Origin of the sequence: Actinospica durhamensis, assembly GCF_018139695.1 — a bacterium.
In the GTDB taxonomy this organism is placed as follows: Bacteria; Actinomycetota; Actinomycetes; order Streptomycetales; family Catenulisporaceae; genus Actinospica; species Actinospica durhamensis.
Genome location: NZ_JAGSOG010000056.1, coordinates 14,094 through 38,094 on the forward strand (window position 1 = coordinate 14,094; position 24,001 = coordinate 38,094).

Here is a 24,001-nt window from a genome sequence, read left to right on the forward strand (position 1 = left end):
AATTCGAACTACTCGTGGATGCAAACGGCGGCGCGGGGGCGCCTATTCCGTGGAGCGCACCCGCTCGCCGGGAGCGATCATCTCGAGGATCCGGTCCAGATCCTCGATCGAACCGAACTCGACGACGACCTTCCCGATACGACCGCCCACGTTCACCGTGACACGGGTCTCGTAGCGATCGGAAAGCCTACCGGCCAATTCCGTCACCTCGGGCGCGATCCGGCTGCCGGCCCGCGCCTTGCGCTGCTTGCGCGGCCGCTCCGCTCCGTAGGTCTGCACGATCTCCTCGACCGTGCGCACCGAGAGACCCTCGGCGATGATGCGCTGCGCGATCTCCTCCTGCGCCTGGTGCGTCTCGAGGCTGCACAGTGCCTTGGCGTGCCCGGCCGAGACCGTCCCGGCCGAGATCTTCACCTGCACCGAGGGGGAGAGGCGCAACAGCCGGAGCGTGTTGCTGATGTACGCGCGCGAGCGCCCGACCTTGCTGGCGAGCTCGTCGTGCGTGCAGCGGAAGTCCTTGAGCAACTGGTCGAAGGCCGCGGCCTCTTCCAGCGGATTGAGCTGCGCGCGCTGCATGTTCTCGAGCAGCGCGTCGAGCAGCATGCGCTCGTCTTCGGTCTGCCGCACGATCGCCGGGATCTCGGCGAGCCCGATCGACTGGGAAGCGCGGAAGCGCCGCTCCCCCATGATGAGTTCGTACTTGTCCTCGGCGGTCTTGCGCACCACGATCGGCTGCAGCAGGCCGACCTCGCGGATGGACTGACCGAGCTCGGCGAGTTCGTCCTCGTCGAAGTACTCCCGCGGCTGACGGGCGTTCGGAACGATGGAGGTGAGCGGAAGTTCGGCGAAGTAGGCGCCTGCGACGAGCTTCGGTTCCACGTGGAACATCTCGCTCGACTCTTCCGGCTCCTCCTGCTCCTCCGGCCGGTAGACCTCGCCCAGCGGAAGCCGGCGCGCGGGCACCGGAGCCGAGGCGGGGCTCAGCGCGGGGGCTTCGGCGCCCTCCGGGCCGGTGGGAATCAGCGAGCCCAGGCCACGCCCGAGCCCTCGCCGACGGTCGTTCATCGTGCAACCTCACGGAAGGTGGAGCCACCGGCCGCCGCGGCCGATGCGGGCGAGTTCGCGGATTCGGCTCCGCGCTGGCCGGGAACCTGGCTGTAGCGCTCGGCGATTTCGCGCGCGGCTTCGCGGTAGGCGAGCGCGCCGGTGGAAGCGGGGTCGTAGGTCATGACGGTCTGGCTGTAGCTGGGCGCCTCGGAAATCCGCACGGAGCGCGGAATCGCAGTGCTGATCACCTCCGCCGGGAAGTGTGTGCGCACCTCGTCGGCGACCTGGGAGGCGAGCCGGGTGCGTGCGTCGTACATCGTGAGCAGGATCGTGGAGATCCGCAGATCCGTGTTCAGATGCGCCCGGACGAGCTCTATGTTGCGCAGCAGCTGAGTCAGACCCTCCAGCGCGTAGTACTCGCACTGAATCGGGATCAGCACTTCCTTGCCGGCCACCAGAGCATTGACGGTCAGCAGGCCGAGCGAGGGCGGGCAGTCGATGAGGATGTAGTCCATGGTGTCGTGGTAGACCTGCAGCGCCCGCTGCAGCCGGCTCTCCCGCGCCACCATCGACACCAGCTCGATCTCCGCACCGGCGAGGTCGATCGTGGCCGGGGCGCAGTAGAGCCCGGGGATGTCCTCCACCGGCTGCACGATCTCTTCCATGCTGTAGCGCTCGATCAGAACGTCGTAGATCGAGGGCACGTCCGCATGGTGCTCGATGCCCAGGGCGGTGGAGGCGTTGCCCTGCGGGTCGAGGTCGACCACGAGAACCTTCGCACCCAGCTGTGCCAGCGCGGCGGCGATGTTGACGGTCGTCGTGGTCTTACCCACGCCGCCCTTCTGGTTGGCCACCACCATGACGCGGGTGTTGGCCGGCCGGGGCAGCGGTTGGAGGTTGCGGGACATCGCGGCGATGGCAGCCTCCGCCTCGCGCGCGATGGGCGTATCGGCGGTGCTGTCGGCAGCGGGTGCCCGGCGACCCCCGTGCAGCGTGTCGGTGTCCACCTCGGTCGGCGCCTGCTGGAGGTATGCACCCGACCCGATCGGCTGGTCGTACGGCATCGGCCAACTCTCTTCCTCCGTCGCCGACGGGGCGACGGCTCGTTCAGCTTCCCGCGGTTCAGTGCCCGGTGCGTCCGAGTGCCAGGTCCAGCTAAAGCCGTCCGGCGGCACGCTTTCCGCTTCCAGAGATTCTTGCAGGCGCCACCCGCGAGGCAGTGGAACGCCGCTGCTTAATTGGCCATCGTTTCCGTGACCGGTGGTGGGATGGCCTTCGGATCGCGCGACCATCGTGTCCCCTCGTCGCATCCAACGTCGATGCCTAGGTGCCCTTGATGCGCTTCGCTGTTCCACGTGGAACATGGAACGGTCCGCTCCGTTGTTTCACGTGGAACCTGTCTCCATGGTTCACGTGGAACCGGCACCTTGTCGAGGTTCCACGTGGAACCGTCGCTATCCTGTCGAGGTTCCACGTGGAACACGCACTGGGGAGCAAGACGTACTGTATCCGTTCCTACTTGGCTGCGCGCCGAGAACGTGGTTTGCGATACCCCTGCGGGCCCATATCGATCCGCACCACGCGGGTCGCCGCGTCACCGAGCTCCGCGCCCACCTCGACGACGCCCCATTTCACCGCTCCCACCGCCTGCAGAGTCGGGCCGACCGCCTCGAGTTCGGCCGCCGCCGTCTCGCCCTTGAGCGCCAGCATCCGTCCCCGCGGCGCGAGCAGCGGAAGACACCAACCCACCAGTTTCTCCAGTGAGGCCACCGCGCGGGCGGTCACCACGTCTGCGGAGACTCGGCTCGCCCACTCCTCGGCCCGGCCGCGGCGTACCTCGACATTGCGCAGGCCGAGACTCTCCACACACTCGCTGAGGAAGACGGTGCGCCGCAGCAGCGGCTCGAGCAGGGTGATGTGCAGATCCGGGCGGGCGATCGCGAGCACCAGGCCGGGCAGCCCGCCACCGGAGCCGACGTCCACCACGTCGAGCCCCTCGCCGATGAGCTCGGCCACCGCGCCGCAGTTGAGCAGGTGGCGCTCCCAGAGCCGCTCGACCTCCCGCGGACCGATCAGTCCCCGCTCCACGCCCGGGCCGGCCAACAGCTCCGCGTAGCTCTCCATCGCAGGAAGATGCTCGCCGAACAGGCCTGCGGCCTCAGCGGGCGGTGGGGAGAGGGTGCAGCTGTGCTCGTCGGTCATTCACACACCTCGATAGTTTCACGTGGAACATGGTCCAGACTAACGACCGGCGCTCTAGGCACCAAGAAGGGCCACCCTGCGGCGCGTCCTCGCCGGGGTGGCCCTTCTTGAACTCAGACTGGTCGGGAAATCCTACGTCAGGCCGGGTAGACAATCACACAGCGGTTGGGCTCCTCGCCCTCCGACTCGCTGCGCAGTCCGGCGGCCGCGACGACGTCGTGCACGACCTTGCGCTCGAACGGGGACATCGGGCTGAGCCGGACGCCCTGCTGAGTCTCCTTCGCCTGGGACACCGCCTCGGCGCCCAGGCTCATCAGCTCGGCCTTGCGTGCGGCGCGGTGCCCGCCGATGTCCAGCATCATCCGGGTGCGCTCGCCGGTCTCCCGGGTCACCGCAAGGCGGGTCAGCTCCTGCAGCGCCTCGAGCACCTCGCCCTTCGCGCCCACCAGGTGGCCGAGCCCTTCTCCGACGATGGAGACCGAGGCACGGTCGCCTTCGACGTCCATGTCGATGTCGCCATCGAGGTCGGCGATGTCCAGCAGGCCTTCCAGGTAGTCGGCCGCGATGTCGCCCTCCTCCTCGAGTCGGGACAGGCGGCCTTCCGGCTCGGCCTCCGACCCGTCCTCGGGCTGCGTCGACACGGCGCTCTCCGACTGCGTCGTCACCGTTTCGCTCCTCACTCTCGCGCTACCGCTTGGTCCGCTGGCTCTTCGTGGTACGGCTGGGCTGGTTGCGCTGCTGCTTGTTCCGGCCGGTGGAGGTGATCGAGACCGGGGTCTCGTCCTGCACCGGAGCCTTGTCCTCGACCGGAGCCGGCTTGCCCTTCTTGGTCGCCTTCGCCGCCTTGCGCTCGAGGTGCTGCTGGTGGGCCACCGAGCCGGGGGTCGGGCTGTTGCGCAGCACGTAGAACTGCTGGCCCATGGTCCAGAAGTTCGAGGTGAGCAGGTAGATCAGCACACCGACCGGAGCGACGAAGCAGAAGAACGCCATCATGAACGGCATGACGTACATCAGCATCTTCTGCTGCTTGACCATCGGGTTGTCCGGCGCGCTGTTCTTCAGGACCATCTGGCGCTGGGTGATGAACTGCGTGGCCATGTAGACGATGGTCATCACGACGATGACGGTCTTCACGTCGGCCGAGGTCGAACCGTACTTGGCCAGCTGCGCCGCGGGCGTGTTGAAGTGGGCCGAGATCGGCGCCCCGAAGACGTGCGCCTGGTTCGCGCTGGCGACCAGCGCGTAGGTCATGAAGGCGAAGGTCTTACCGGCCGAGACGTTGTAGAGCAGCCGGTAGAGCGAGGTGAAGAAGGGCGCCTGGACCAGCAGCGGCAGGCAGCTCGCGAAGGGGTTGGTGCCGTGCTCCTTGTACAGCGCCATCATCTCGCGCTGCTGCTTGGCCTGGACCTCGCGCTTCTTGACCGGGTCGAACTTGACCCGCTCCGCTTCCTTCTTGTACTTCTCCTGCAGCGCCTTGACCTGGGGCTGGATGACCTGCATCGCCCGCATGGACTTGATCTGCTTGACGAAAAGCGGGATCAGGGCAGCCCGGATGACCAAGGTGAGGAAGACGATCGACAGTCCCCAGGCCCAGCCGCTGTTCGGAATGAAGAACAAGCCGAAGAACTTGTGGAACTGAACAATCACCCAGCTGATGACCCACATGATCGGGCTCAACAGCGTGTCATACCAACTCACGATCAGGCTCCTCGCCTAAGGCCTGCCAAGTCCACTACTTCCAGGTCCACTGTCTTCTTACTCACTGTTCGCCGTGTTGCCGACTACCTTGGCACCCTCGGCGGCCGGTGTCTTCCACCGTCCGCGTGGCGGCACCTCGTCCACTCCGCCTGCACTCCAGGGGTTGCACCGCAGGACACGCCACGCAGTCAGTATTGTCCCCTTGAACGCCCCGTGGACCGACATCGCCTCGTACCCGTAGTGCGAACAACTCGGGTAGTACCGGCAGACCTCGCCGAGCAGCGGTGAGACCGTCTTCTGGTAGATCTTGATGAGACCCATGAGCAGGTACTTCACGACCGTCGCTCCGCAGTCGGGACCACGGACGGACCACCGGGTCCGCCGCCTGTCAGACGCTTGAGCGCGCTGTCGAGTTCCCGGCCGAGCAGCGCCGAGTCGGCCTGCGCCGCCGACGGCAACGCCCTGATCACCAGGATAGATCCTGTCGGCAGGGCGTCCAGACGCGCGGCGCACAGATGCCGCAGCCGACGGCGAACCCGGTTGCGCACCACGGCGTTGCCCACGGCCTTGCCGACGACGAAGCCCGCTCGGGCCACAGGACCCGTGCGGGCTTCGTCGATCGCCTTCTCGGACCCTTCGGGTCCCGTCGCCACGGCCAGGTACGCAACCAGATGGGTGCGTCCCGACCTGCGTCCGGAGCGGATCGTCCGGGCGAACTCGTCTCCGCGGCGCACGCGGCTTTCGCTGGGCAGCACGCGCTACTCCGAGACTCGTTCGGCCGTGACCACCCGCCGGGCGGGCGGGGATGCTTACGCGGACAGGGCCTTGCGGCCCTTGTTCCGACGCGTGGAGAGGATGGCCCGGCCGGCCCGGGTGCGCATGCGCAGCCGGAAGCCGTGGGTCTTGGCGCGGCGCCGGTTGTTCGGCTGGAAGGTGCGCTTGCTCACTGGAGGCTCCAGACAGGTACTGAAATGACTTCAACGGTGCGAGCGCCGCGGAGGCGACGGGCCCCGGGCAGCATTCACCGCTGGAGCTTCTACTCGACCTGCTTACGGTACGCGGGCACCCGCCACCGGGTCAAACTCAGCACCTGTGCACATCTATCCCCCAACTGTGGACAACAAGTTGAACAGCGGGCTCAGGGTGGCTACCGTCATGGGGTCGCCTGGTGGCCCGCCCACTGATCCACAGCGGGATCCACAACTTGTCCACAGGACTTGTGGAAAACTAGGGCATGCGCCCCCGTAGTACCGATCACGATGAGTGGTAGCCGTGCCTGAAGACTTCCCCAGCCAGACTCCGACCGGCGGCCTGCCGCCGTTGGGTGACTTCACCACGGTCTGGAAGCACTTCACCGCACGGCTCGAGGCCGATGACCAGCTCGGCCCGCGCGACCGCGCCTTCCTGGCCCTGACCGTGCCGATGGCGCTGGTCGGAGACACCGCCGTGCTCGGGGTGCCGGACAACTACACCAAGGACAAGCTCGAGGGTAACCTGCGCGACCTCGTCGCCGGCGGACTCGAGCACCTGCTCGGCCACCCCGTGCGGCTCGCCGTCACGGTCACCGCGCAGCCGCAGCCCGCAGGCCAGCCCTTCGCGCCGGCGCGCGAACAGCCGCAGGCCCCGCGCCTGCCGTTCGCGCCGCCGACCAACGAGCCGGACCTGCGCGCGCCCGGCCTGAGTGCGAGCCCCATCACGCTGCCCCCGCAGGCCTCCCGGCCCGGTACGCCGAACCTGCCGCCCCCGCCGCCGAGCAACGCGCCGCTGCCCTTCTCGCCCCGGCCGATCGGCGGGCACACCGAGGACTCGGCCATGTCCGCGCCCGGCACCGCCGAGCCGCGCCCGACCGCGTTCGCCGGGGGCATGCACGAGCTGGGCAAGAAGCACCCGGGCTCCTCGGACGTCCCGGCCAAGGAGGGCGAGGCCGGCCGGCTGAACCCGAAGTACCTGTTCGAGACCTTCGTCATCGGCTCGAGCAACCGCTTCGCGCACGCCGCCGCGGTCGCCGTGGCCGAAGCGCCGGCCAAGGCGTACAACCCGCTGTTCATCTACGGCGAGTCCGGGCTCGGCAAGACCCACCTGCTGCACGCGATCGGGCACTACACCCGCTCGCTCTACCCGGGCACCCGGGTGCGGTACGTGAGCACCGAGGAGTTCACCAACGACTTCATCAACGCGATCCGCGACGGCAAGCAGGACCTGCTGCGGCGCCGGTACCGCGACATCGACATCCTGATGATCGACGACATCCAGTTCCTGGAGAACAAGGAAGGCACCCAGGAGGAGTTCTTCCACACCTTCAACGCGCTGCACAACTCCAACAAGCAGATCGTGATCTCCAGCGACCGGCCGCCCAAGCAGCTGACCACGCTCGAGGACCGGCTGCGCTCCCGCTTCGAGTGGGGCCTGATCACGGACGTGCAGCCGCCGGAGCTCGAGACCCGGATCGCGATCCTGCGCAAGAAGGCCGCGCAGGAGGGTCTCAACGCCCCGCCGGAGGTGCTCGAGTTCATCGCGAGCAAGATCTCCACCAACATCCGCGAGCTCGAGGGCGCGCTGATCCGGGTCACCGCCTTCGCCTCGCTCAACCGCTCGCCGGTGGACTTCCCGCTGGCCGAGACGGTGCTCAAGGACCTGTTCCCGGAGACCGGCGGCACCGAGATCACCGCCGCCACGATCATGGCCCAGACCGCGGCCTACTTCGGGCTGTCCATGGAAGACATCTGCGGCACCTCGCGCAGCCGCGTGCTGGTGACCGCGCGTCAGATCGCCATGTACCTGTGCCGGGAGCTGACGGACCTGTCCCTGCCCAAGATCGGGCAGCTGTTCGGCGGCCGCGACCACACCACGGTCATGCACGCGGACCGCAAGATCCGTTCCCTGATGGCCGAGCGGCGTTCGACCTACAACCAGGTCAACGAACTCACCAACCGCATCAAGTCGATGCGCGGCTGACGCTCCGTCGGTTCCCCCTCCGAATCAGGGTTTTCCACCGGGATTATCCACAGCCCTGCGCGGGTACACAGGCCTAAGGTCCTGGTCACGCCCATCGCCTGTGCACAGATGTGGAAATCGACCGGGAATAGTGCACAGCCTGTGGATGCCTGGGGATAAACTCTGTGCAGAACGGGCGCACTCTGTGGACGAGTCACCGAATCGGGTGAGAATCTTTTCCCCAGGCCTGGTGATCATTCTGGGGAAAACATGTGCACAAGTTAAGCCGACCTGTGGACGGCGTGGGGAAAACTTCTCGTCATCCACAGATGATCGCGATTCATCCCCAACTTACACACAGTCCCTGTGTACAAAAATTTCCGGGCTGAGCTGCGGAAAGACCCCTTTTCCACAGTATCCACAGCCCCTACTACTACTACCCAAGAAATGTTCCGATGGATACAGAAAGCCCGTAGTCCGCGCACATTTCTGTGGATAACCTTGATGGATCTTCAGAAGTCCAATCTCCATCTGTCCGACCGAAGCGCTATCCTTCAGCGAAGCAGTCGAGAGTCCGAAGCGGACGAGCAGTGGAGGCGGATCAGCGGTGAAGTTCCGGGTGGAACGAGACGTCCTGGCCGAGGCGGTCGCCTGGACCGCCAAGTCCCTCCCGGCGCGCCCCCAGGCGCCGGTGCTGGCCGGCCTGATGCTGAGCGCGGCCGGCGAGGAACTGGTCATCAGCGGGTTCGACTACGAGGTCTCCTCCCGCTCCCAGCTCGCCGCGCAGGTCGAGCAGGAGGGCACCGTGCTGGTGTCCGGCAAGCTGCTCGCCGACATCGCCAAGGCACTGCCGAACCGCCCGGTGGAGTTCAGCACCGACGGCTCCAAGGTGCAGCTGGTGTGCGGCAGCTCCCGGTTCACCCTGCAGACCATGCCGGTGGACGAGTACCCGGCCCTGCCGCAGATGCCGAAGGCCGCGGGCAGCATCGCCGCCAACACCTTCGCCGCCGCCGTGGCCCAGGTCGCCGTCGCCGCGGGCAAGGACGACACCCTGCCGTTCCTGACCGGCGTGCGGGTGGAGATCAGCGGGGACACCCTGCGCCTGGTCGCCACCGACCGCTACCGGCTGGCCGTGCGCGAGATCCTGTGGAAGCCGGAGACCCCGGAGCTGGATGCGGTGGCGCTGGTGCCCGCGCGCACCCTGCACGAGATCGCCCGCTCCCTGACCGGCGGCGAGTGGGTCACCCTCGCCCTGTCCGGCACCGACAAGGACGAGGCGGGCCAGGGCCTGATCGGCATCGAGGCGGCCGGCAAGCGCACCACCACCCGGCTGCTCGAGGGCGAGTTCATCAAGTACAACTCGATCTTCCCGAGCGAGTTCGCCGGCGAGGCCGTGATAGACACCGCGGCGCTGATCGAGGCGGTCAAGCGCGTCGCCCTGGTCGCCGAGCGCAACACCCCGGTGCGGCTGGCCTTCTCCACCGGCCAGGTCACCCTCGAGGCCGGCACCGGCGACGAGGCCCGGGCGAGTGAGACCATGGACGCGGTGTTCGAGGGCGAAGACATCTCGCTCGCCTTCAACCCCGGCTACCTGCTCGAGGGCCTGAGCGCGCTCGACGCCCCGTTCACCCAGCTGTCGTACACCACCTCGACCAAGCCCGCCGTCCTGACCGGGAGGCCGGCCGTGGACGCCGAGCCCGATCCCGCCTACCGCTACCTGGTCATGCCGATCCGCCTGACCGGCTGAGCACGGCACGCAGCCGCAGGGCGGGCGCGATACGGTTTTGCCAGAGACACAGTGTGCGGACGTCTGACGTAGACGAATCAAGAAGGGTGGGCTTCTGATGGAGCTCGGACTCATCGGCCTCGGCAAGATGGGCGGAAACATGCGCGAGCGCATCCGCCAGGCCGGCCACACCGTCGTGGGCTACGACCGCAATCCCGATCTGGCCGACGTCGGCTCGCTCAAGGAACTGGTCGAGACGCTCAGCGCCCCGCGGGTGGTGTGGATCATGGTTCCGGCCGGCGCGCCGACCCAGTCCACCGTGGACGAGCTCGGCGACCTGCTCTCGCCCGGCGACCTGGTGATCGACGGCGGCAACTCGCGCTGGACCGACGACAAGCGCCACGCCGAGCAGCTGGCCTTCAAGGGCATCGGCTTCGTCGACGCGGGCGTGAGCGGCGGCGTGTGGGGCCTGCAGAACGGCTACGCGCTGATGGTGGGCGGCAAGGCCGAGGACGTCGCGAAGGTCCAGCCGATCTTCGACGCGCTCAAGCCCGCGGGCGACTACGGCTTCGTGCACGCCGGCTCCGCCGGCGCCGGGCACTTCGCCAAGATGGTCCACAACGGCATCGAGTACGCCATGATGCAGGCCTACGCCGAGGGCTGGGAGCTGCTCGAGGCCGTGCCCGAGGTCACCGACGTGCACGAGGTCTTCCGTAGCTGGAAGGAGGGCACGGTCATCCGTTCCTGGCTGCTCGACCTGGCCGTCAACGCCCTCGACGACGACGAGCACCTCGAGGCCCTGCGCGGCTACGCCGACGACTCCGGCGAGGGCCGGTGGACCGTGGAGGCCGCGATCGACCACGCGGTGCCGCTGCCCGCGATCACCGCCTCGCTCTTCGCCCGCTTCTCCTCCCGCCAGGAGGACTCGCCCGCGATGAAGATGATCGCCGCGCTGCGCAACCAGTTCGGCGGCCACGCGGTCACCGACGCCTCAGGCCACACGGCCAAGGAGCACAAGGCCCCGGGTAACTGACCCGAGGAACCCGCCTTTGCGCCCAGCGCGGCAGGCACCACACAGACGGCAAGGATGGTTGTGCAGCTTCAGCAGTTGTCGCTGGTCGACTTCCGAAGCTACGCCGGGCTCGAGCTCGAGTTCGAGCCCGGCGTCTGTGTTCTGCTGGGACCGAACGGGCACGGCAAGACCAACATCGTCGAGGCCGTGGGCTATCTGGCCACCCACGGCAGCCACCGGGTCGCGCAGGACCTTCCGCTGGTGCGGATCGGCACGCAGCGCGCGGTGGTGCGGGCGCTGGTGCGCAACGGGGATCGCAGTGCTCTGCTCGAGCTGGAGATCAACCCGGGGCGGGCGAACCGGGCCCGGGTCAACCGCAACGCCGTCTCCCGCGCCCGCGACGCGCTCGGCTACCTGCGCACGGTGCTGTTCGCGCCGGAGGATCTGGCGCTGGTGAAGGGGGATCCGGCGCAGCGCCGCCAGTTCCTCGACGACCTGCTCGTCAACCGCGCGCCGCGTTACGCCGCCGTGCGGGCCGACTACGAGCGGGCGCTCAAGCAACGCAATGCCCTGCTGCGCAGCGCGGCACAGATGCGCCGGGCCCAGCGCGGCGGTCAGGTGGATCTGTCCACCCTCGACCTGTGGGACGAGCACCTCGCCCGGGCCGGGGCGCAACTGCTCGGCGGACGCCTCGCCCTGATCGAGGTGCTCAATCCGTTGGTGGGCAAGGGATACGGCGCCATCGCGGGTCGCGACGAGGCCTCGCTGGAGTACCGGCCCTCGTTCACTCCGTCCACAGCCTGGGGAGAACAGTCCGCGATTCCGACCGAGGACGAGCTGTTCGGCGAACTGGCCGCGGCGCTCGCGGCCGGACGCAAAGAGGAGATCGACCGCGGCATGACCCTGGTGGGTCCGCACCGCGACGAACTCGCCCTGCTGATCGACCACGGACACGGCCCGGTGCTCGCCAAATCCTTCGCCAGCCACGGGGAATCCTGGTCCTTCGCGCTCAGCGCCAAGCTCGCCGCGTTCGAGCTGCTGCGCGCCGAATCCCTCGAGCCCGTGCTGATCCTGGACGACGTCTTCGCCGAGCTCGACTCCACCCGCCGCTCCCACCTCGCCACCGTCGCCGCGTCCGCGGAACAGGTGCTGATCACGGCCGCGGTCGAACAGGACGTGCCGCAGAGCCTGCTCGGAACGCGCTACCAGGTCGGCGACGGGACCGCGGAGCGGATGCGATGAACGACTCGGACAAGGGCCAGAACCCCTCCGCGGGTGTGGACCTGGCGCGCGCGGCCCTGGCCGCGGCGCGGGCCAGGGCCAGGGAACTGGAGCAGAACCGGCCGCTGCGCGGGGCCGCCGCGCGCCGGGCCGGGGCGCAGAAGCGCTCCGGATCCCGAGCGGACGACCGGGATCCGCAGACGCTGCAGGCGACCATCGGCCGGCTGATGGCCGAACACGGCTGGGAGACGCCGGTGGCCGTGGGCGGCGTCGTGCACAACTGGGCCGAGGTGGTGGGGGAGCGGATCGCAGAGCACTGCGCCCCGGTCTCCTTCGACGAGGGCGTGCTGACCATCCAGGCCGACTCCTCGGCCTGGGCGGTGGAGATGCGCAACCTTTCGCCGCAGCTCACGAGCCGGTTGAACGAGTCGCTGCCGCGGACCGCTGAGGGCGGCGCGGTCAAGCGGATCAATGTCCTCGGTCCGGCCCGGCCCCGCATGGGCTTCGGCGGCTTCCGTTGAGCTGAGCCGTCTCGACCCCACACAGGTGTAGGGATACCGACGCCAGGGGTGAAGGCTTGAGAACCGCCTTTCCGCCGCGTATCGCGCTTCCGGCCCCTCGGAACCGGTAGAATGGAACATAGCTTTCGGCGGCCGTCGTGTTCCGCTTCGGCGGGGTGCGACGCCGCTGTGTCGTCGCGTGGTCACATCACGCCTGCTTGCGGTCTCCGCCTGGCCTTCCCGGCCGGATCGGAGGCCGATGCCGCCCGAGAAAGGGTCCCGCGTCCGTGGAAAACAGCGAAAACCCGCAGTCCGAATCAGAGAAGAACAGCGCCACCCCGGTCTCGGGCACCGCCACCACATCCAGGGTCGAGGCGAAATACGACGCCAGTGCGATCAACGTACTCGAGGGCCTCGAGGCAGTCCGCAAGCGTCCCGGCATGTACATCGGCTCCACCGGCGAGCGCGGCCTGCACCACCTGGTGCAGGAGATCGTGGACAACGCGGTGGACGAGGCGCTGGCCGGCTACTGCGACCACATCGTGGTGACCCTGCGCGGCGACGGCGGCGTGAGTGTCGAGGACAACGGCCGCGGCATCCCGGTCGGCATCGTGCCCGGTCAGGACAAGCCGGCCGTCGAGGTCGTGCTCACCGTGCTGCACGCCGGCGGCAAGTTCGGCGGCGGCGGTTACGCCGTCTCCGGCGGTCTGCACGGCGTCGGCTCCTCCGTGGTCAACGCCCTGTCCACCCGGCTGACCGTCGCGGTCAAGACCGAGGGCAGCCTGTGGACGCAGGAGTACCTGCGCGGCGTGCCCACCGCCCCGCTGCACAAGGGCGAGCCGGTCGCCGACACCGGGACCACCGTCACCTTCTGGGCCGACGACGAGATCTTCGAGACCACCACCTACAACTTCGAGACCCTCTCCCGCCGCTTCCAGGAGATGGCCTTCCTCAACCGGGGCGTGTCCATCGCGCTGCTCGACGAGCGCCCCGAGTACAAGGACGAGGAGGGCAACTCCCGTTCGGTCCACTACAAGTACGACGGCGGCATCTCCGACTTCGTCAAGCACCTCAACGCCGCCAAGGGCGAACTGGTGCACCCGCAGGTGATCGAGTTCGGGTCGGAGGACAAGGAGCGCAAGATCTCCGCGGAGATCGCGCTGCAGTGGAACAACCAGTACAGCGAGAGCGTGTACACCTTCGCGAACGTCATCCAGACCCCGGACGGCGGCACGCACGAAGAGGGCTTCCGCTCGGCGCTGACGAACGTGGTCAACCGCTACGCCAAGGACAAGCAGCTGCTCAAGGAGAAGGACGACAACCTCTCCGGCGAGGACATCCGCGAGGGCCTGGTCGCGATCGTCTCGGTCAAGCTCGGCGAGCCGCAGTTCGAGGGCCAGACCAAGGCCAAGCTCGGCAACACCGAGGCGCGCACCTTCGTGCAGAAGATCACCTACGAGTCGATGGCCGACTGGTTCGACCGGAACCCGAACGAGGCCAAGGAGATCGTGCGCAAGGCGATCCAGGCCTCCTTCGCCCGCATGGCCGCCCGCAAGGCGCGTGAGCTGACCCGCCGCAAGGGCCTGCTCGAGTCGATGTCGCTGCCGGGCAAGCTGGCCGACTGCCAGTCCACGAATCCGGTGGAGTGCGAGATCTTCGTGGTCGAGGGCGACTCCGCCGGCGGCTCGGCCAAGCAGGGCCGGGACCCGCGGACCCAGGCGATCATGCCCATCCGCGGCAAGATCCTGAACGTGGAGAAGGCCAGGATCGACAAGGTCCTGCAGAACACCGAGGTGCAGGGGCTGATCTCGGCCCTGGGCACCGGAATCCACGACGACTTCGACATCAGCAGGCTGCGCTATCACAAGATCGTGCTGATGGCCGACGCCGACGTGGACGGCCAGCACATCAACACGCTGCTGCTGACCTTCCTGTTCCGCTTCATGAAGCCGCTGGTCGAGGCCGGGCACGTCTACCTCGCCGCGCCGCCGCTGTACAAGGTGAAGTGGAGCAACTCCGACTTCTCCTACGCGTACTCCGACGCCGAGCGTGACGCGCTGGTGTCCCAGGGCGTCGCGGCCGGGCGCCGGGTCAGGGACGACAACATCCAGCGCTTCAAGGGCCTGGGCGAGATGAACGCCGAGGAGCTGCGGGTGACCACCATGGACCGCGACCACCGGATCCTGCGCCAGGTGACCCTCGACGACGCGGCCCAGGCGGACGAGCTGTTCTCGATCCTGATGGGCGAAGACGTCGAGGCCCGCCGCGCGTTCATCCAGCGCAATGCCAAGGACGTGCGCTTCCTCGACATCTGATCCGACTCCGCCCGACCAGTGGCACCGCAAGGCGAAAGGACATAGCCCTCGTGGCTGACGAGATCAATACCGCTCAGGACGTGGCAGAGCCCCAGTACGACCGCATCGAGGTCGTGGACCTGCTCACCGAGATGCAGCGGTCGTACCTGGACTACTCGATGGCGGTCATCGTCGGGCGCGCGCTGCCCGAGGTGCGCGACGGCCTCAAGCCCGTGCACCGCCGCGTCCTGTACGCCATGTACGACGGCGGGTACCGGCCGGACCGCGGGTACTTCAAGTGCGCCCGCGTGGTCGGCGAGGTCATGGGTGTCTACCACCCGCACGGCGACACGGCCATCTACGACACCCTGGTGCGCCTGGCCCAGCCCTGGGCGCTGCGGATGCCGCTGGTGGACGGCAACGGCAACTTCGGCTCCCCCGGCAACGACCCGGCCGCCGCCATGCGCTACACCGAGTGCAAGCTCGCGCCGCTGGCCATGGAGATGCTCCGGGACATCGACGAGGAGACCGTCAACTTCCAGGCGAACTACGACGGCCGCTCCCAGGAACCCACCATCCTGCCCGCGCGCTTCCCGAACCTGCTGGTCAACGGCTCCTCGGGGATCGCGGTCGGCATGGCCACCAACATCCCCATGCACAACCTGCGGGAGGTGGCCGAGGGCGCGCAGTGGTACCTGCGCAACCACGAGGCGACCCCGGCCGAGCTGCTCGAGGCGCTGCTCGAGCGGATCAAGGGCCCGGACTTCCCGACCGGGGCCCGGATCATGGGCCGGCGCGGCATCGAGGAGGCCTACCGCACCGGCCGCGGCTCGATCATCATGCGCGCCGTGGTCAACGTCGAGGAGATCCAGAACCGCGCCTGCCTGGTCGTCACCGAGCTGCCCTACCAGGTCAACCCGGACAACCTGGCCTCGAAGATCGCCGACCTGGTCAAGGACGGCAAGATCCAGGGCATCGCGGACGTGCGCGACGAGTCCTCCTCGCGCACCGGCCAGCGCCTGGTGATCGTGCTCAAGCGCGACGCCGTGGCGAAGGTCGTGCTCAACAACCTCTACAAGCACACCCAGCTGCAGGACTCCTTCGGCGCCAACATGCTGGCGATGGTCGACGGCGTGCCGCGCACGCTGAGCCTCGACGCCTTCATCCGGCACTGGGTCGAGCACCAGATCGAGGTCATCGTCCGGCGCACCCGGTTCCGGCTGCGCAAGGCCCAGGAGCGCGCGCACATCCTGATCGCGCTGCTCAAGGCGCTGGACTCGATCGAGGAGGTCATCGCGCTGATCCGGCGCAGTGACACCACCGAGGCGGCCCGGGTGGGCCTGATGGGCCTGCTCGAGATCGACGAGGTGCAGGCCAACGCGATCCTCGAGATGCAGCTGCGCCGCCTGGCCGCCCTGGAGCGGCAGCGGATCAGCGACGAGCACGACGAGCTGATGGTGCGCATCGCCGAGTACCAGGCCATCCTGGCCTCGCCGGAGCGGCAGCGGCAGATCGTCTCGGACGAGCTCGGGGCCATCGTCGAGCGCTACGGCGACGAGCGGCGCACCGAGATCGTGCCGTTCGAGGGCGACATGTCCATCGAGGACCTGATCGCCGAAGAGGACATCGTCGTCACCATCACCCGCGGCGGCTACGCCAAGCGGACCAAGACCGACCAGTACCGCTCGCAGAAGCGCGGCGGCAAGGGCGTGCGCGGCGCGGCGCTCAAGCAGGACGACATCGTCGACCACTTCTTCACCACCACCACGCACCACTGGATCCTGTTCTTCACGAACAAGGGCCGGGTCTACCGGGTGAAGGCCTACGAGCTGCCGGACTCCGGGCGTGACGCCCGCGGCCAGCACGTGGCCAACCTGCTCGCCTTCCAGCCGGACGAGCAGATCGCCCAGGTGCTCGACCTGCGCGACTACGAGGTCTCCCCCTTCCTGGTGCTGGCCACCAAGAAGGGCCTGGTGAAGAAGACCCCGCTGAAGGACTACGACTCGCCGCGCTCGGCCGGCGTCATCGCGATCAACCTGCGCGAGGACGACGAGCTGGTCTCGGCCGAGCTGTGCTCCGCCGAGGACGACCTGCTGCTGGTGAGCAAGCAGGCGCAGGCGATCCGGTTCACCGCCACGGACGAGTCGCTGCGCCCGATGGGCCGGGCCACCTCCGGCGTCATCGGCATGAAGTTCCGCGAGGACGACGAGCTGCTGTCGATGAGCGTGGTCAAGGAGAACACCTTCGTGTTCACCGTGACCGACCGCGGCTACGGCAAGCGCACCGCGGTGGAGAAGTACCCGCTGCGCGGCCGGGCCGGGCTCGGGGTCATCGCGGCCAAGACGATCGACGAGCGCGGCGGCCTGGTCGGCGCGCTGATCGTGGAGGAGAACGACGAGGTCCTGGCCATCACCCAGATCGGCGGCGTGATCCGCACCCGGGTCGCCGAAGTGCGCGAGACCGGCCGCGACACGATGGGCGTGCAGCTGATCCACATCGGCAAGAAGGACGCCGTCGTGGCCATCGCCCGAAACGCGGACCCGGTCGACGTCGAGGAGGACGTGGTGCCCGGTGAAGGCGTGGAGCCGGAGGCCGCGGTTAACCCGAGTGAGTCAACGGTGACGGAATCGGGACCCGCCGCTGCACCCGAGTCCGAGTTGTGACGGGTAGATTGCGTTCTACCAGTTCGTGGATTTAGCAGCCCGGCGCGGGGGACCGCGCCGGGCTGAATCCGGCGATGAAAGGGCTTTGAGGCGTGAGCGACAGCGTCAACCCGGCGGGCGGCCGTCCCGGCGGCGGCCGAGGCTACGGCGTCTCCGCCCAGCCCGGCTCGACCCCGATGGACTCCGTAGCGCCCGCGGCGCCGCTGAACCCCGGCCAGAGCCAGAGTGCTCCCCAGGTCTCCGGCCTCGGCCGGGCCCTGGGCCGCGTCGGCAGCGCCATGGCCGCCGGCGTGCAGACGGCCTCCAGCGCGACCGCGCGCGGCGCGGCCTCGGCACGTCCGGTCGGTTCGCAGGTCCGGGTGCGCAAGGCCAGGCTCCGGGTGGCGCGGGTGGACCCGTGGTCGGTGATGAAGGTCTCCTTCGTGCTCTCGATCGCGCTCGGCATCGTCACCCTGGTGGGCACCGCGGTGGTCTGGGAGGTGCTCAACGGCCTCGGCGTGTTCTCCTCGCTGAACAAGACCGTCGGGGACCTGACCAGCAGCGGCAGCAGCGGCTCCGCCAGCACGTTCAACCTCTCCGCGGTGCTCTCCTTCACCCGGGTCGAGTTCTACATGCTCATCGTGGCGGTGGTGGACGTGGTCCTGGTGACCGCGCTGGCCACGCTGGCCGCGTACCTCTACAATCTCTCCTCCGGCTTCGTCGGCGGCCTCGAGGTGACACTGGCCGAGGACCAGTGAGCGTGCGCACCACCTGATCCAGATGGCGGGCGTGAACGTGCGGGCCGTGCGTTCACACCAGCCGATCGACGGGAACCGGTTTGGGAACACCCCGTCGAGTGCGGTACTCTCTTCTAGCGCCCGTGAGGGCGTGATGGACCTATAGCTCAGTTGGTTAGAGCGCTTCCCTGATAAGGAAGAGGTCGGTGGTTCAAGTCCACCTAGGTCCACAGGTTCTCCGAAACGGCCCGGTCCCCGACCGGGCTGTTCGCGTTTACCGGCCGTCGAGTGCGTCCGAAATGCACACGGCGGCGGAGAACCGTCAGGCCGTCCGGTATGGCAGGAAACAAGAACCGGCGGTCGCCCCGCGTGCTAAACTGCACGTCGGTTGGAGAGTCGGAATTCGGGTGCGTGTACTCCACTCGAGTCCGTGGCTTTATCAGCCCGATCCCCACAGCGGGGAGGGCCGCTTCCCTAGTGAGAGGTTTGGGTCCGATGAAGAAGCTGCTTCTGCTGGGTCTGGTCGCCGCTGGCGGTTTCCTGGTCTACAAGCAGGTCAAGGCGGCCGACAAGTCCGAGCAGGACCTGTGGACCGAGGCCACCGACCCGGTGCCCGCCGCCAGCCGCGGCTGAATCCCGCCGCCACGCGATCTCCCCGCGCCGCGACCTCCGGGTACGCGGCGCGATGCCCGGGGCCATAGCTCAATTGGCAGAGCACTGCCTTTGCAAGGCAGGGGTTAGGGGTTCAAGTCCCCTTGGCTCCACAGTGAAATAGCAGGTCAGGGCCGTACGCTATCAATAGGCGTACGGCCCTGACTCGTCTGAGTAGCTAACTGAGTGACCAACAACCGCTAACGCAGTCGGATCACGTGTCGTAGTGCGATGATGCATACGCCGAGCTTGAGGAAGGCTTCGTGGATGTCGGTGCGGCGTTCGTAGCGGGTGCGCAGGCGGCGCATGCCGTGGAGCCAGGCGAAGGTGCGCTCGACGACGTAGCGGACCTTGCCTAAGCCGGATCCGTGCGGCACGCCTCGCTTCGCGATCTTCGGCTGGATCCCTCGGCGCCAGAGCCGGCGGCGCACGACCGGGTAGTCGTAGCCCCGATCGGCGAACAGGGTTTTGGGTCTGCTGCGCGGTCGTCCCCGCCCGCCCGCGCGGATCCGGGGTATCGCGCCGAGCAGCGGGAACAGCTGGGTGCTGTCGTGCCGGTTGCCGCCGGTCAGGCTCACGCTGAGCGGGATGCCCCGGCCCTCCACGATCAGGTGGTGTTTCGAGCCGGGGCGGGCTCTATCAACCGGGCTCGGCCCGGTGTGCTCACCCCCGCCCATCGCCCGTACGTGCGAGCCGTCCACCGCGGCACGCTCCCAGTCGATATGCCCGGCCTGGTGCAGCTCCTCGAGCAGCAGCCGGTGCAGCCGGTCCCACACCCCGGCGGCCTGCCAGTCCCGAGCCGCCGCCAGCACGTCATGCCGGATCCGTAGCCGAGCTCCTGCGGCAGCCACTCCCACGGCAATCCGGTGTGGAGTACGAACAAGATCCCGCACAGCGCCCTGCGATCGTCGCGCCACGGCCGGCCCCGACCGTCCGCGCGCACCGGATGCTCCGGCAACAACGGCGCGACACGACGCCACAGATCATCCGTCACGATCCACGGCCGCGGGCGAGAGGGCATACCTCCACCACAGCAGACCCACCACCTGCCGTCACACGAATCAGGACCAGTTCACCCCGTATGCGTTAGCGGTTCTAAGTCGCCCCCGGATTCGGTAGGACACGCTAGCCGGGGGCGGCCGGGTAACTAATTGAGTGGCAACCGCAGCGCGCCACGCCGGACACGTGCGGACGCGCACGGACGATCGACGCAGCTAGGCGAGTGGTGGATCGCTGGTCGTCCGGTCGTCGGATCGGCTTTGGGAGGTGAAGTCTCGTTGCGGCGTTCATCGATGGTTCGTACGGGCGCGGCGAAACGCGCTTGCTGCACGTGAGCCGGGATGGCTGGCTGATGACCAGTCACATCAGGGGGAGTAGAGTGCCGCTGAATCTGGCCATGTGCATCAGCTCATGTCCCACAAATCCTTTGATACCTATGGGGGGGTATGGTGGGTAAACGCACGCTCGCTGTGCCGGCCGCGCTCTCGATAGCCCTTGTCAGCATGACTCCGCTGGCAGCACACGCAGACTCGTCCACGCCTGCGACGTACTACGTGAACGACAAGTCGAGCGCCTGTTCGGACACCGGTCCCGGCACGCAGGCGGTTCCGTTCTGCTCCATCGTGCAAGCCGCTTCGGTCGCGACCGTTCCGGGTGACACGGTGCTTATCGCGCCTGGGTCATACAACGGCGAGGTCTACATCAGCGCCTCGGGCACTGCCACCGCGCCGATCACCTTCGAGGCACAGAATCCCTCGGTCTCCTCGTGGCTAACCTACGTGGCCGCGCCAACCGTGGACACGAACGGCTATCGACTCGATGTCACAGGAGCCTCGTACGTCGATATCGTGGGCCTCCGCTTCGGAGCCTATAGCGTCGGCGGGCAGGTCTTAATCGACAACTCCTCGCACATCACGCTGGATCACGACGTTGCCTACTCGACGGACGACGAGGGTAGGCCCGCGTACACCATCTCCGGAACCTCCTCGGACGTGACCCTCAGCCGCGACGGCGCCAATGCCATGACCGCCTCAACGCCCGCGATCCTTGTGGACGCCAGCGGTACCGGAAACATCGTCACCACCAACGACGTCAGCGGGCACGGCCCCTCTGCCGGCATCGAGGTCCTCGGCTCGGCCGGTGTTGATGTCACAAGCAATACGGTGACGAACTATTGCGGTTCGGGCATCTCGGTCGGCGACGACGCCAATGGCATTGCTTCGGGCGCGACGATCGAGAACAACGTAGTCATGACCGTCGGGAGCAATTCGACTGAGCCACAGTGCTCGAACGCGAACACGGTCGGAATCTCGTTGCAGTCTGCCGCCGACGCGGTCGACGCCACCGAGAGCCACAACACGATCTACCCGAATTCGAACTCCGCACCCGGGATCTACTCCTGGGCCGGCACGCCCTACAGCACCCCCGCCGCGTTCACAGCGGCGACAGGCCAGGGCGCAGGCGACTCCATCGCGGACCCGCTGACCACCACGACCGGGGTACCCGAGAACGAATCGGCTCCGACGATTAACGCCGCGAACTCCGACGCACCGGGCGAACTGCCCACGGACATCCTCTACCAGCCGCGCATCGACGACCCGAACGTGCCGGAGACCGGCGGCGGCTCGAAGCCCGGCTATGACCGAGGCGCGTTCCAGTTCACCGAGGCACTCACCCAGGGGACCTCGACGAATCAGGGCACGGTCCCGGCTGGCGCGACGGCCACGCTCACCGCACAGCCGGTGACGAGCAACTGGGCCAATGCCACGTACACCTACACGTACGACTTCGGCGATGGCACGCCGAACGAGACGACGGCCGATCCGACTTACCCCCACGCCTTCGCGAATCCGGGCACGTATGCGGTGTCCATCACCGACACCAGCGACTACGGTGCCACCTACACCGGCCATTTCTCGATCCAGGTGCTCGCGCCGGTCGTCGTCTCCGCACAGATGTCGCAGGCCCCGGTTGGCGCGCTCGGCGTGCAGGCCGTCCCTCACCTGACCACAGACTGGCCCATCACCACCGACACGATCGACTTCGGCGACGGCTCGCCCGTCCAGAACCTGCTCGACGGCGGTAGCGACCAGCACACGTACGGCTCGCCCGGCACGTACACCGTCACCGCAACCCTGGGCGACTCCGGCGGCGACACGAAGACCGTGACCCAGACCTTCACCACCGCAGGCAACGACTTCACCCCGTTCGGGCCGAAGCGCCTGCTCGACACCCGCTCGGGCCTCGGCGGTACGTCGAGCCAATTCGTGGACGACGGTTCGGTCAAGCTCAAGGTCGCGGGGGTCGACGGGATCCCAGCCGACGTCACGGCCGTCGATCTCAACCTCACCGAGGTCGGCGCGACCGGTAACGGATACATCCGCGCCAGCGCGGGCGGCAACACCGGCACGTCCACCCTGAACTACGTGGGTGGCGCGATCTACAGCAACGGAGTGATCGTCCCGGTCGCGGCCGACGGCACGGTAACGCTGTCGAACGCCAGCACTCGCACGTCGACGACGGTCAACCTGATCGGCGACGTCAGTGGCTACTTCGCGCCCGTGTCCTCGGGATCCGAGTACGTCTCGACCGGAGTGGGCCTGCGTGTCATGGACACCCGCTCTGGCCTCGGCGTCGGCAAGGGCCGTCTGGCCGCCGGCAAGACTGACGTGCTGACGATCGCGGGAGCACCGCACACCCCGATCCCGGCGACCGGCGTGACCGCCGTGACGGTCAACCTGACCGAGGTCGCGACCACGGGCGCCGGCTACCTCACCGCCTTCCCCGATGCTCCGGGCGCGACCATCCCCAACGCCTCGACCGTGGACTGGCAGGGCACCACCACCCACGCGGCCGGCGCGATCGTCCCCGTCGGCGCCGACGGCAAGATCGACATCCACAACGGGAGTGCCGACGGCGGCAGCGCTGACGTGCTCGTGGACATCACGGGCTACTTCACGAACAAGGCCGGCGACTCCGTCTACGTCCCGGTCACCCCGCAACGCGTGCTCGACACCCGGCAACTCGGCTCCGTCGGAGGCGGCCATGTCGGGCAGAACAGCGACAAGTACCTGAACATGGCGGGCTTGGACGGAACCCCGTCCCCGTCGACCGCTTCCGTGTCGTACGTCTTCAACACGACTGTGACGAACACCCAGGCCTCCGGCTACCTCTCCGCCGGCGCCAACTGGTCCGACCTGACGGGCACCTCGATGCTCAACTGGACCGGCGCGAACCAGACGATCGCCAACCTGTCCTTCGTCGGCACCAACCCCGACAGCACGGCGATGGACGTCTACTTCTACTACGGCGGAAGTTCACCGCAGCCGAAGGAAGTCGACGTGCTCGCGGACGTCATGGGCTACTTCTCGAGCCAGTGATTTGGAGCGCCTGACAGACCGCTCACCATGTCGCCCCGGTTTGGCAGGACCTGCCAAACCGGGGGAGGCGGGGTGACTAACTGGGTGACAACCGGGGCGCTCCGCCGCGGACGTATACGGACGCGTGCGGACGCCCCGCCCATCTCGGCGGCATGTCGATCACTGGTCGGCAACGCTCCGTATTGGCCTGCAAGGCAGGGGTTAGGGGTTCAAGTCCCCTTGGCTCCACAGCGCGAAAACACAGATCAGGCCGCCTCGAAAGGGGCGGCCTGACGTGTATTCAGCGGTCGTGTCTCGGGTGGAGTCAGCGGGGAGTCATCAAGCGCGTCCGTCCTGCTTCTCGACAAGTTCGTGACGACTGGGTCGGCCCAGGTCGGCCCAGTCGGAGAGTGTCGCCAGCGCGTTGTCGCGCCGGTAGGTGGCGAGCTGAGTTTGAGGTCATGAGGCCATGAGGCCAGCGCGTCGAGCTGGACCAGGTGGTTGCGGACCACGAGCTCGTCGCCTCGCACGTATCCCGGCCACGTCCGGAGGCTGTTGCGGAACCGTGACAAGTTATCAGGCTCCTTATTTTGCGCCGTGGGTACGATCTTGTTCTCAGTGGCTCATCCCGGAAGCCGGGTCTGTCGGCCGACGGGGATCCTCCAGGGGAGGACGCGGTGAATCGCCGCAGAAGATTCATACCAATGGCCGTCGCGGGCTCGGTCGGGCTCGCGCTGATGCCGGCCGTCGCGCAGGCATCGGCGACGCCCAATCCGAATCTCGGCGTCGTGCTCACGGAGACCTCGAGCGGGGCCTTAGGGGTGAGCGTTGTGGCCACGGTGATGGGGCTGAACAGGCTCTGTCGCTGATCTTGTTGCAGGGTCCTGGCGTCAGGCCTCGTTGGTGTTCTCGATGAGGGCGGCGATGAGGTTGTCGATGTGGTCGGGGGCGAGTTCGGCGTTGCGGCGGGCGCGGAGGC

General features: G+C 67.8%; 19 protein-coding genes, 2 tRNA genes and 1 pseudogene. 13 read left to right on the plus strand and 9 right to left on the minus strand.

What is annotated here, in order from left to right; all coding sequences use genetic code 11:
• Positions 1–42: 42 nt before the first annotated feature.
• The 8 genes from KDL01_RS13850 to rpmH form a co-directional block, all read right to left on the minus strand.
• Entirely contained in the window at positions 43–1,065 is a 1,023-nt protein-coding gene (locus KDL01_RS13850) for a ParB/RepB/Spo0J family partition protein (RefSeq protein WP_212528872.1), read from the minus strand.
• Positions 1,062–1,955 (minus strand): ParA family protein, encoded by an 894-nt coding sequence (locus KDL01_RS45930; RefSeq protein WP_438801960.1) that lies wholly within the window; start codon positions 1,953–1,955, stop codon positions 1,062–1,064. Before KDL01_RS45930 ends, KDL01_RS13850 begins: the two co-directional genes overlap by 4 nt.
• A gap of 607 nt (positions 1,956–2,562) precedes the next feature.
• Positions 2,563–3,249, minus strand: a complete 687-nt coding sequence (gene rsmG, locus KDL01_RS13860) for a 16S rRNA (guanine(527)-N(7))-methyltransferase RsmG (protein ID WP_212528873.1) — start codon at positions 3,247–3,249, stop codon at positions 2,563–2,565.
• A gap of 137 nt (positions 3,250–3,386) precedes the next feature.
• Positions 3,387–3,914, minus strand: coding sequence for a Jag family protein (locus KDL01_RS13865; protein WP_438801959.1), 528 nt, complete (start codon positions 3,912–3,914; stop codon positions 3,387–3,389).
• A gap of 22 nt (positions 3,915–3,936) precedes the next feature.
• Complete coding sequence (gene yidC / locus KDL01_RS13870) at positions 3,937–4,947, minus strand: membrane protein insertase YidC (protein WP_307846309.1); 1,011 nt, start codon at positions 4,945–4,947, stop codon at positions 3,937–3,939.
• 57 nt (positions 4,948–5,004) lie between these two features.
• Positions 5,005–5,283 (minus strand): membrane protein insertion efficiency factor YidD, encoded by a 279-nt coding sequence (gene yidD / locus KDL01_RS13875; RefSeq protein ID WP_307846310.1) that lies wholly within the window; start codon positions 5,281–5,283, stop codon positions 5,005–5,007.
• The gene (rnpA, locus tag KDL01_RS13880) at positions 5,280–5,702 is read right to left on the minus strand and encodes a ribonuclease P protein component (RefSeq protein WP_212528874.1); all 423 of its coding nucleotides are present in this window, start codon (positions 5,700–5,702) and stop codon (positions 5,280–5,282) included. The genes yidD and rnpA overlap by 4 nt, the downstream gene beginning before the upstream one ends.
• A 54-nt stretch (positions 5,703–5,756) precedes the next feature.
• On the minus strand, positions 5,757–5,894 hold the full coding sequence (rpmH, locus tag KDL01_RS13885) for a 50S ribosomal protein L34 (RefSeq protein ID WP_212528875.1): 138 nt from the start codon (positions 5,892–5,894) through the stop codon (positions 5,757–5,759).
• A 442-nt stretch (positions 5,895–6,336) separates the two neighbouring features.
• Between rpmH and dnaA the strand changes: the two are divergent.
• From dnaA to KDL01_RS13940, 11 genes and pseudogenes are all read left to right on the plus strand, one after another.
• Positions 6,337–7,902: pseudogene (gene dnaA, locus KDL01_RS13890) on the plus strand (chromosomal replication initiator protein DnaA); the annotation flags it as partial.
• A 586-nt stretch (positions 7,903–8,488) separates the two neighbouring features.
• The gene (dnaN, locus tag KDL01_RS13895; RefSeq protein WP_212528876.1) at positions 8,489–9,628 is read left to right on the plus strand and encodes a DNA polymerase III subunit beta; all 1,140 of its coding nucleotides are present in this window, start codon (positions 8,489–8,491) and stop codon (positions 9,626–9,628) included.
• Positions 9,629–9,725: 97 nt separating this feature from the next.
• On the plus strand, positions 9,726–10,640 hold the full coding sequence (gnd, locus tag KDL01_RS13900) for a phosphogluconate dehydrogenase (NAD(+)-dependent, decarboxylating) (RefSeq protein WP_212528877.1): 915 nt from the start codon (positions 9,726–9,728) through the stop codon (positions 10,638–10,640).
• Positions 10,641–10,700: 60 nt separating this feature from the next.
• Entirely contained in the window at positions 10,701–11,861 is a 1,161-nt protein-coding gene (gene recF / locus KDL01_RS13905; protein ID WP_212528878.1) for a DNA replication/repair protein RecF, read from the plus strand.
• The gene (locus KDL01_RS13910) at positions 11,858–12,361 is read left to right on the plus strand and encodes a DciA family protein (RefSeq protein ID WP_212528879.1); all 504 of its coding nucleotides are present in this window, start codon (positions 11,858–11,860) and stop codon (positions 12,359–12,361) included. The genes recF and KDL01_RS13910 overlap by 4 nt, the downstream gene beginning before the upstream one ends.
• 266 nt (positions 12,362–12,627) lie before the next feature.
• Positions 12,628–14,655 (plus strand): DNA topoisomerase (ATP-hydrolyzing) subunit B, encoded by a 2,028-nt coding sequence (gene gyrB / locus KDL01_RS13915; protein ID WP_212528880.1) that lies wholly within the window; start codon positions 12,628–12,630, stop codon positions 14,653–14,655.
• 131 nt (positions 14,656–14,786) lie between these two features.
• Complete coding sequence (gene gyrA, locus KDL01_RS13920) at positions 14,787–17,297, plus strand: DNA gyrase subunit A (RefSeq protein WP_212528893.1); 2,511 nt, start codon at positions 14,787–14,789, stop codon at positions 17,295–17,297.
• 92 nt (positions 17,298–17,389) lie between these two features.
• Positions 17,390–18,034, plus strand: a complete 645-nt coding sequence (locus tag KDL01_RS43325; RefSeq protein ID WP_212528881.1) for a DUF3566 domain-containing protein — start codon at positions 17,390–17,392, stop codon at positions 18,032–18,034.
• Between the two features lie 135 nt (positions 18,035–18,169).
• Positions 18,170–18,243 (plus strand) — tRNA-Ile (locus KDL01_RS13930).
• A gap of 265 nt (positions 18,244–18,508) precedes the next feature.
• Positions 18,509–18,646: a DLW-39 family protein gene (locus KDL01_RS13935; RefSeq protein ID WP_212528882.1), complete on the plus strand. Its 138-nt coding sequence runs from the start codon at positions 18,509–18,511 to the stop codon at positions 18,644–18,646.
• A 58-nt stretch (positions 18,647–18,704) separates the two neighbouring features.
• Positions 18,705–18,777, plus strand: a tRNA-Ala gene (locus KDL01_RS13940).
• 87 nt (positions 18,778–18,864) lie between these two features.
• Here the strand turns inward: KDL01_RS13940 and KDL01_RS13945 are convergent.
• Positions 18,865–19,685, minus strand: a protein-coding gene (locus KDL01_RS13945; protein WP_212528883.1) for an IS5 family transposase whose coding sequence is annotated in 2 segments (ribosomal slippage) — positions 18,865–19,463 and positions 19,463–19,685 — 822 coding nt in all. Because the reading frame shifts where the segments join, the coding sequence is not laid out codon by codon here.
• 481 nt (positions 19,686–20,166) lie between these two features.
• Between KDL01_RS13945 and KDL01_RS13950 the strand changes: the two genes are divergently transcribed.
• Positions 20,167–23,043 (plus strand): beta strand repeat-containing protein, encoded by a 2,877-nt coding sequence (locus KDL01_RS13950; RefSeq protein ID WP_212528884.1) that lies wholly within the window; start codon positions 20,167–20,169, stop codon positions 23,041–23,043.
• 683 nt (positions 23,044–23,726) lie between these two features.
• Positions 23,727–23,891 (plus strand): hypothetical protein, encoded by a 165-nt coding sequence (locus KDL01_RS13955; protein WP_212528885.1) that lies wholly within the window; start codon positions 23,727–23,729, stop codon positions 23,889–23,891.
• Positions 23,892–24,001 lie beyond the last annotated feature (110 nt).

Bases quoted from the DNA above. Each gene is read 5' to 3' on its own strand.
- KDL01_RS13850 (WP_212528872.1), bottom strand. From the start codon at position 1,065: ATGAACGACCGTCGGCGAGGGCTCGGGCGTGGCCTGGGCTCGCTGATT.
- KDL01_RS45930 (WP_438801960.1), bottom strand. From the start codon at position 1,955: ATGTCCCGCAACCTCCAACCGCTGCCCCGGCCGGCCAACACCCGCGTC.
- rsmG (WP_212528873.1), bottom strand. From the start codon at position 3,249: ATGACCGACGAGCACAGCTGCACCCTCTCCCCACCGCCCGCTGAGGCC.
- gnd (WP_212528877.1), top strand. From the start codon at position 9,726: ATGGAGCTCGGACTCATCGGCCTCGGCAAGATGGGCGGAAACATGCGC.
- KDL01_RS13910 (WP_212528879.1), top strand. From the start codon at position 11,858: ATGAACGACTCGGACAAGGGCCAGAACCCCTCCGCGGGTGTGGACCTG.
- gyrA (WP_212528893.1), top strand. From the start codon at position 14,787: ATGCAGCGGTCGTACCTGGACTACTCGATGGCGGTCATCGTCGGGCGC.
- KDL01_RS13935 (WP_212528882.1), top strand. From the start codon at position 18,509: ATGAAGAAGCTGCTTCTGCTGGGTCTGGTCGCCGCTGGCGGTTTCCTG.
- KDL01_RS13950 (WP_212528884.1), top strand. From the start codon at position 20,167: ATGACTCCGCTGGCAGCACACGCAGACTCGTCCACGCCTGCGACGTAC.
- KDL01_RS13955 (WP_212528885.1), top strand. From the start codon at position 23,727: ATGGCCGTCGCGGGCTCGGTCGGGCTCGCGCTGATGCCGGCCGTCGCG.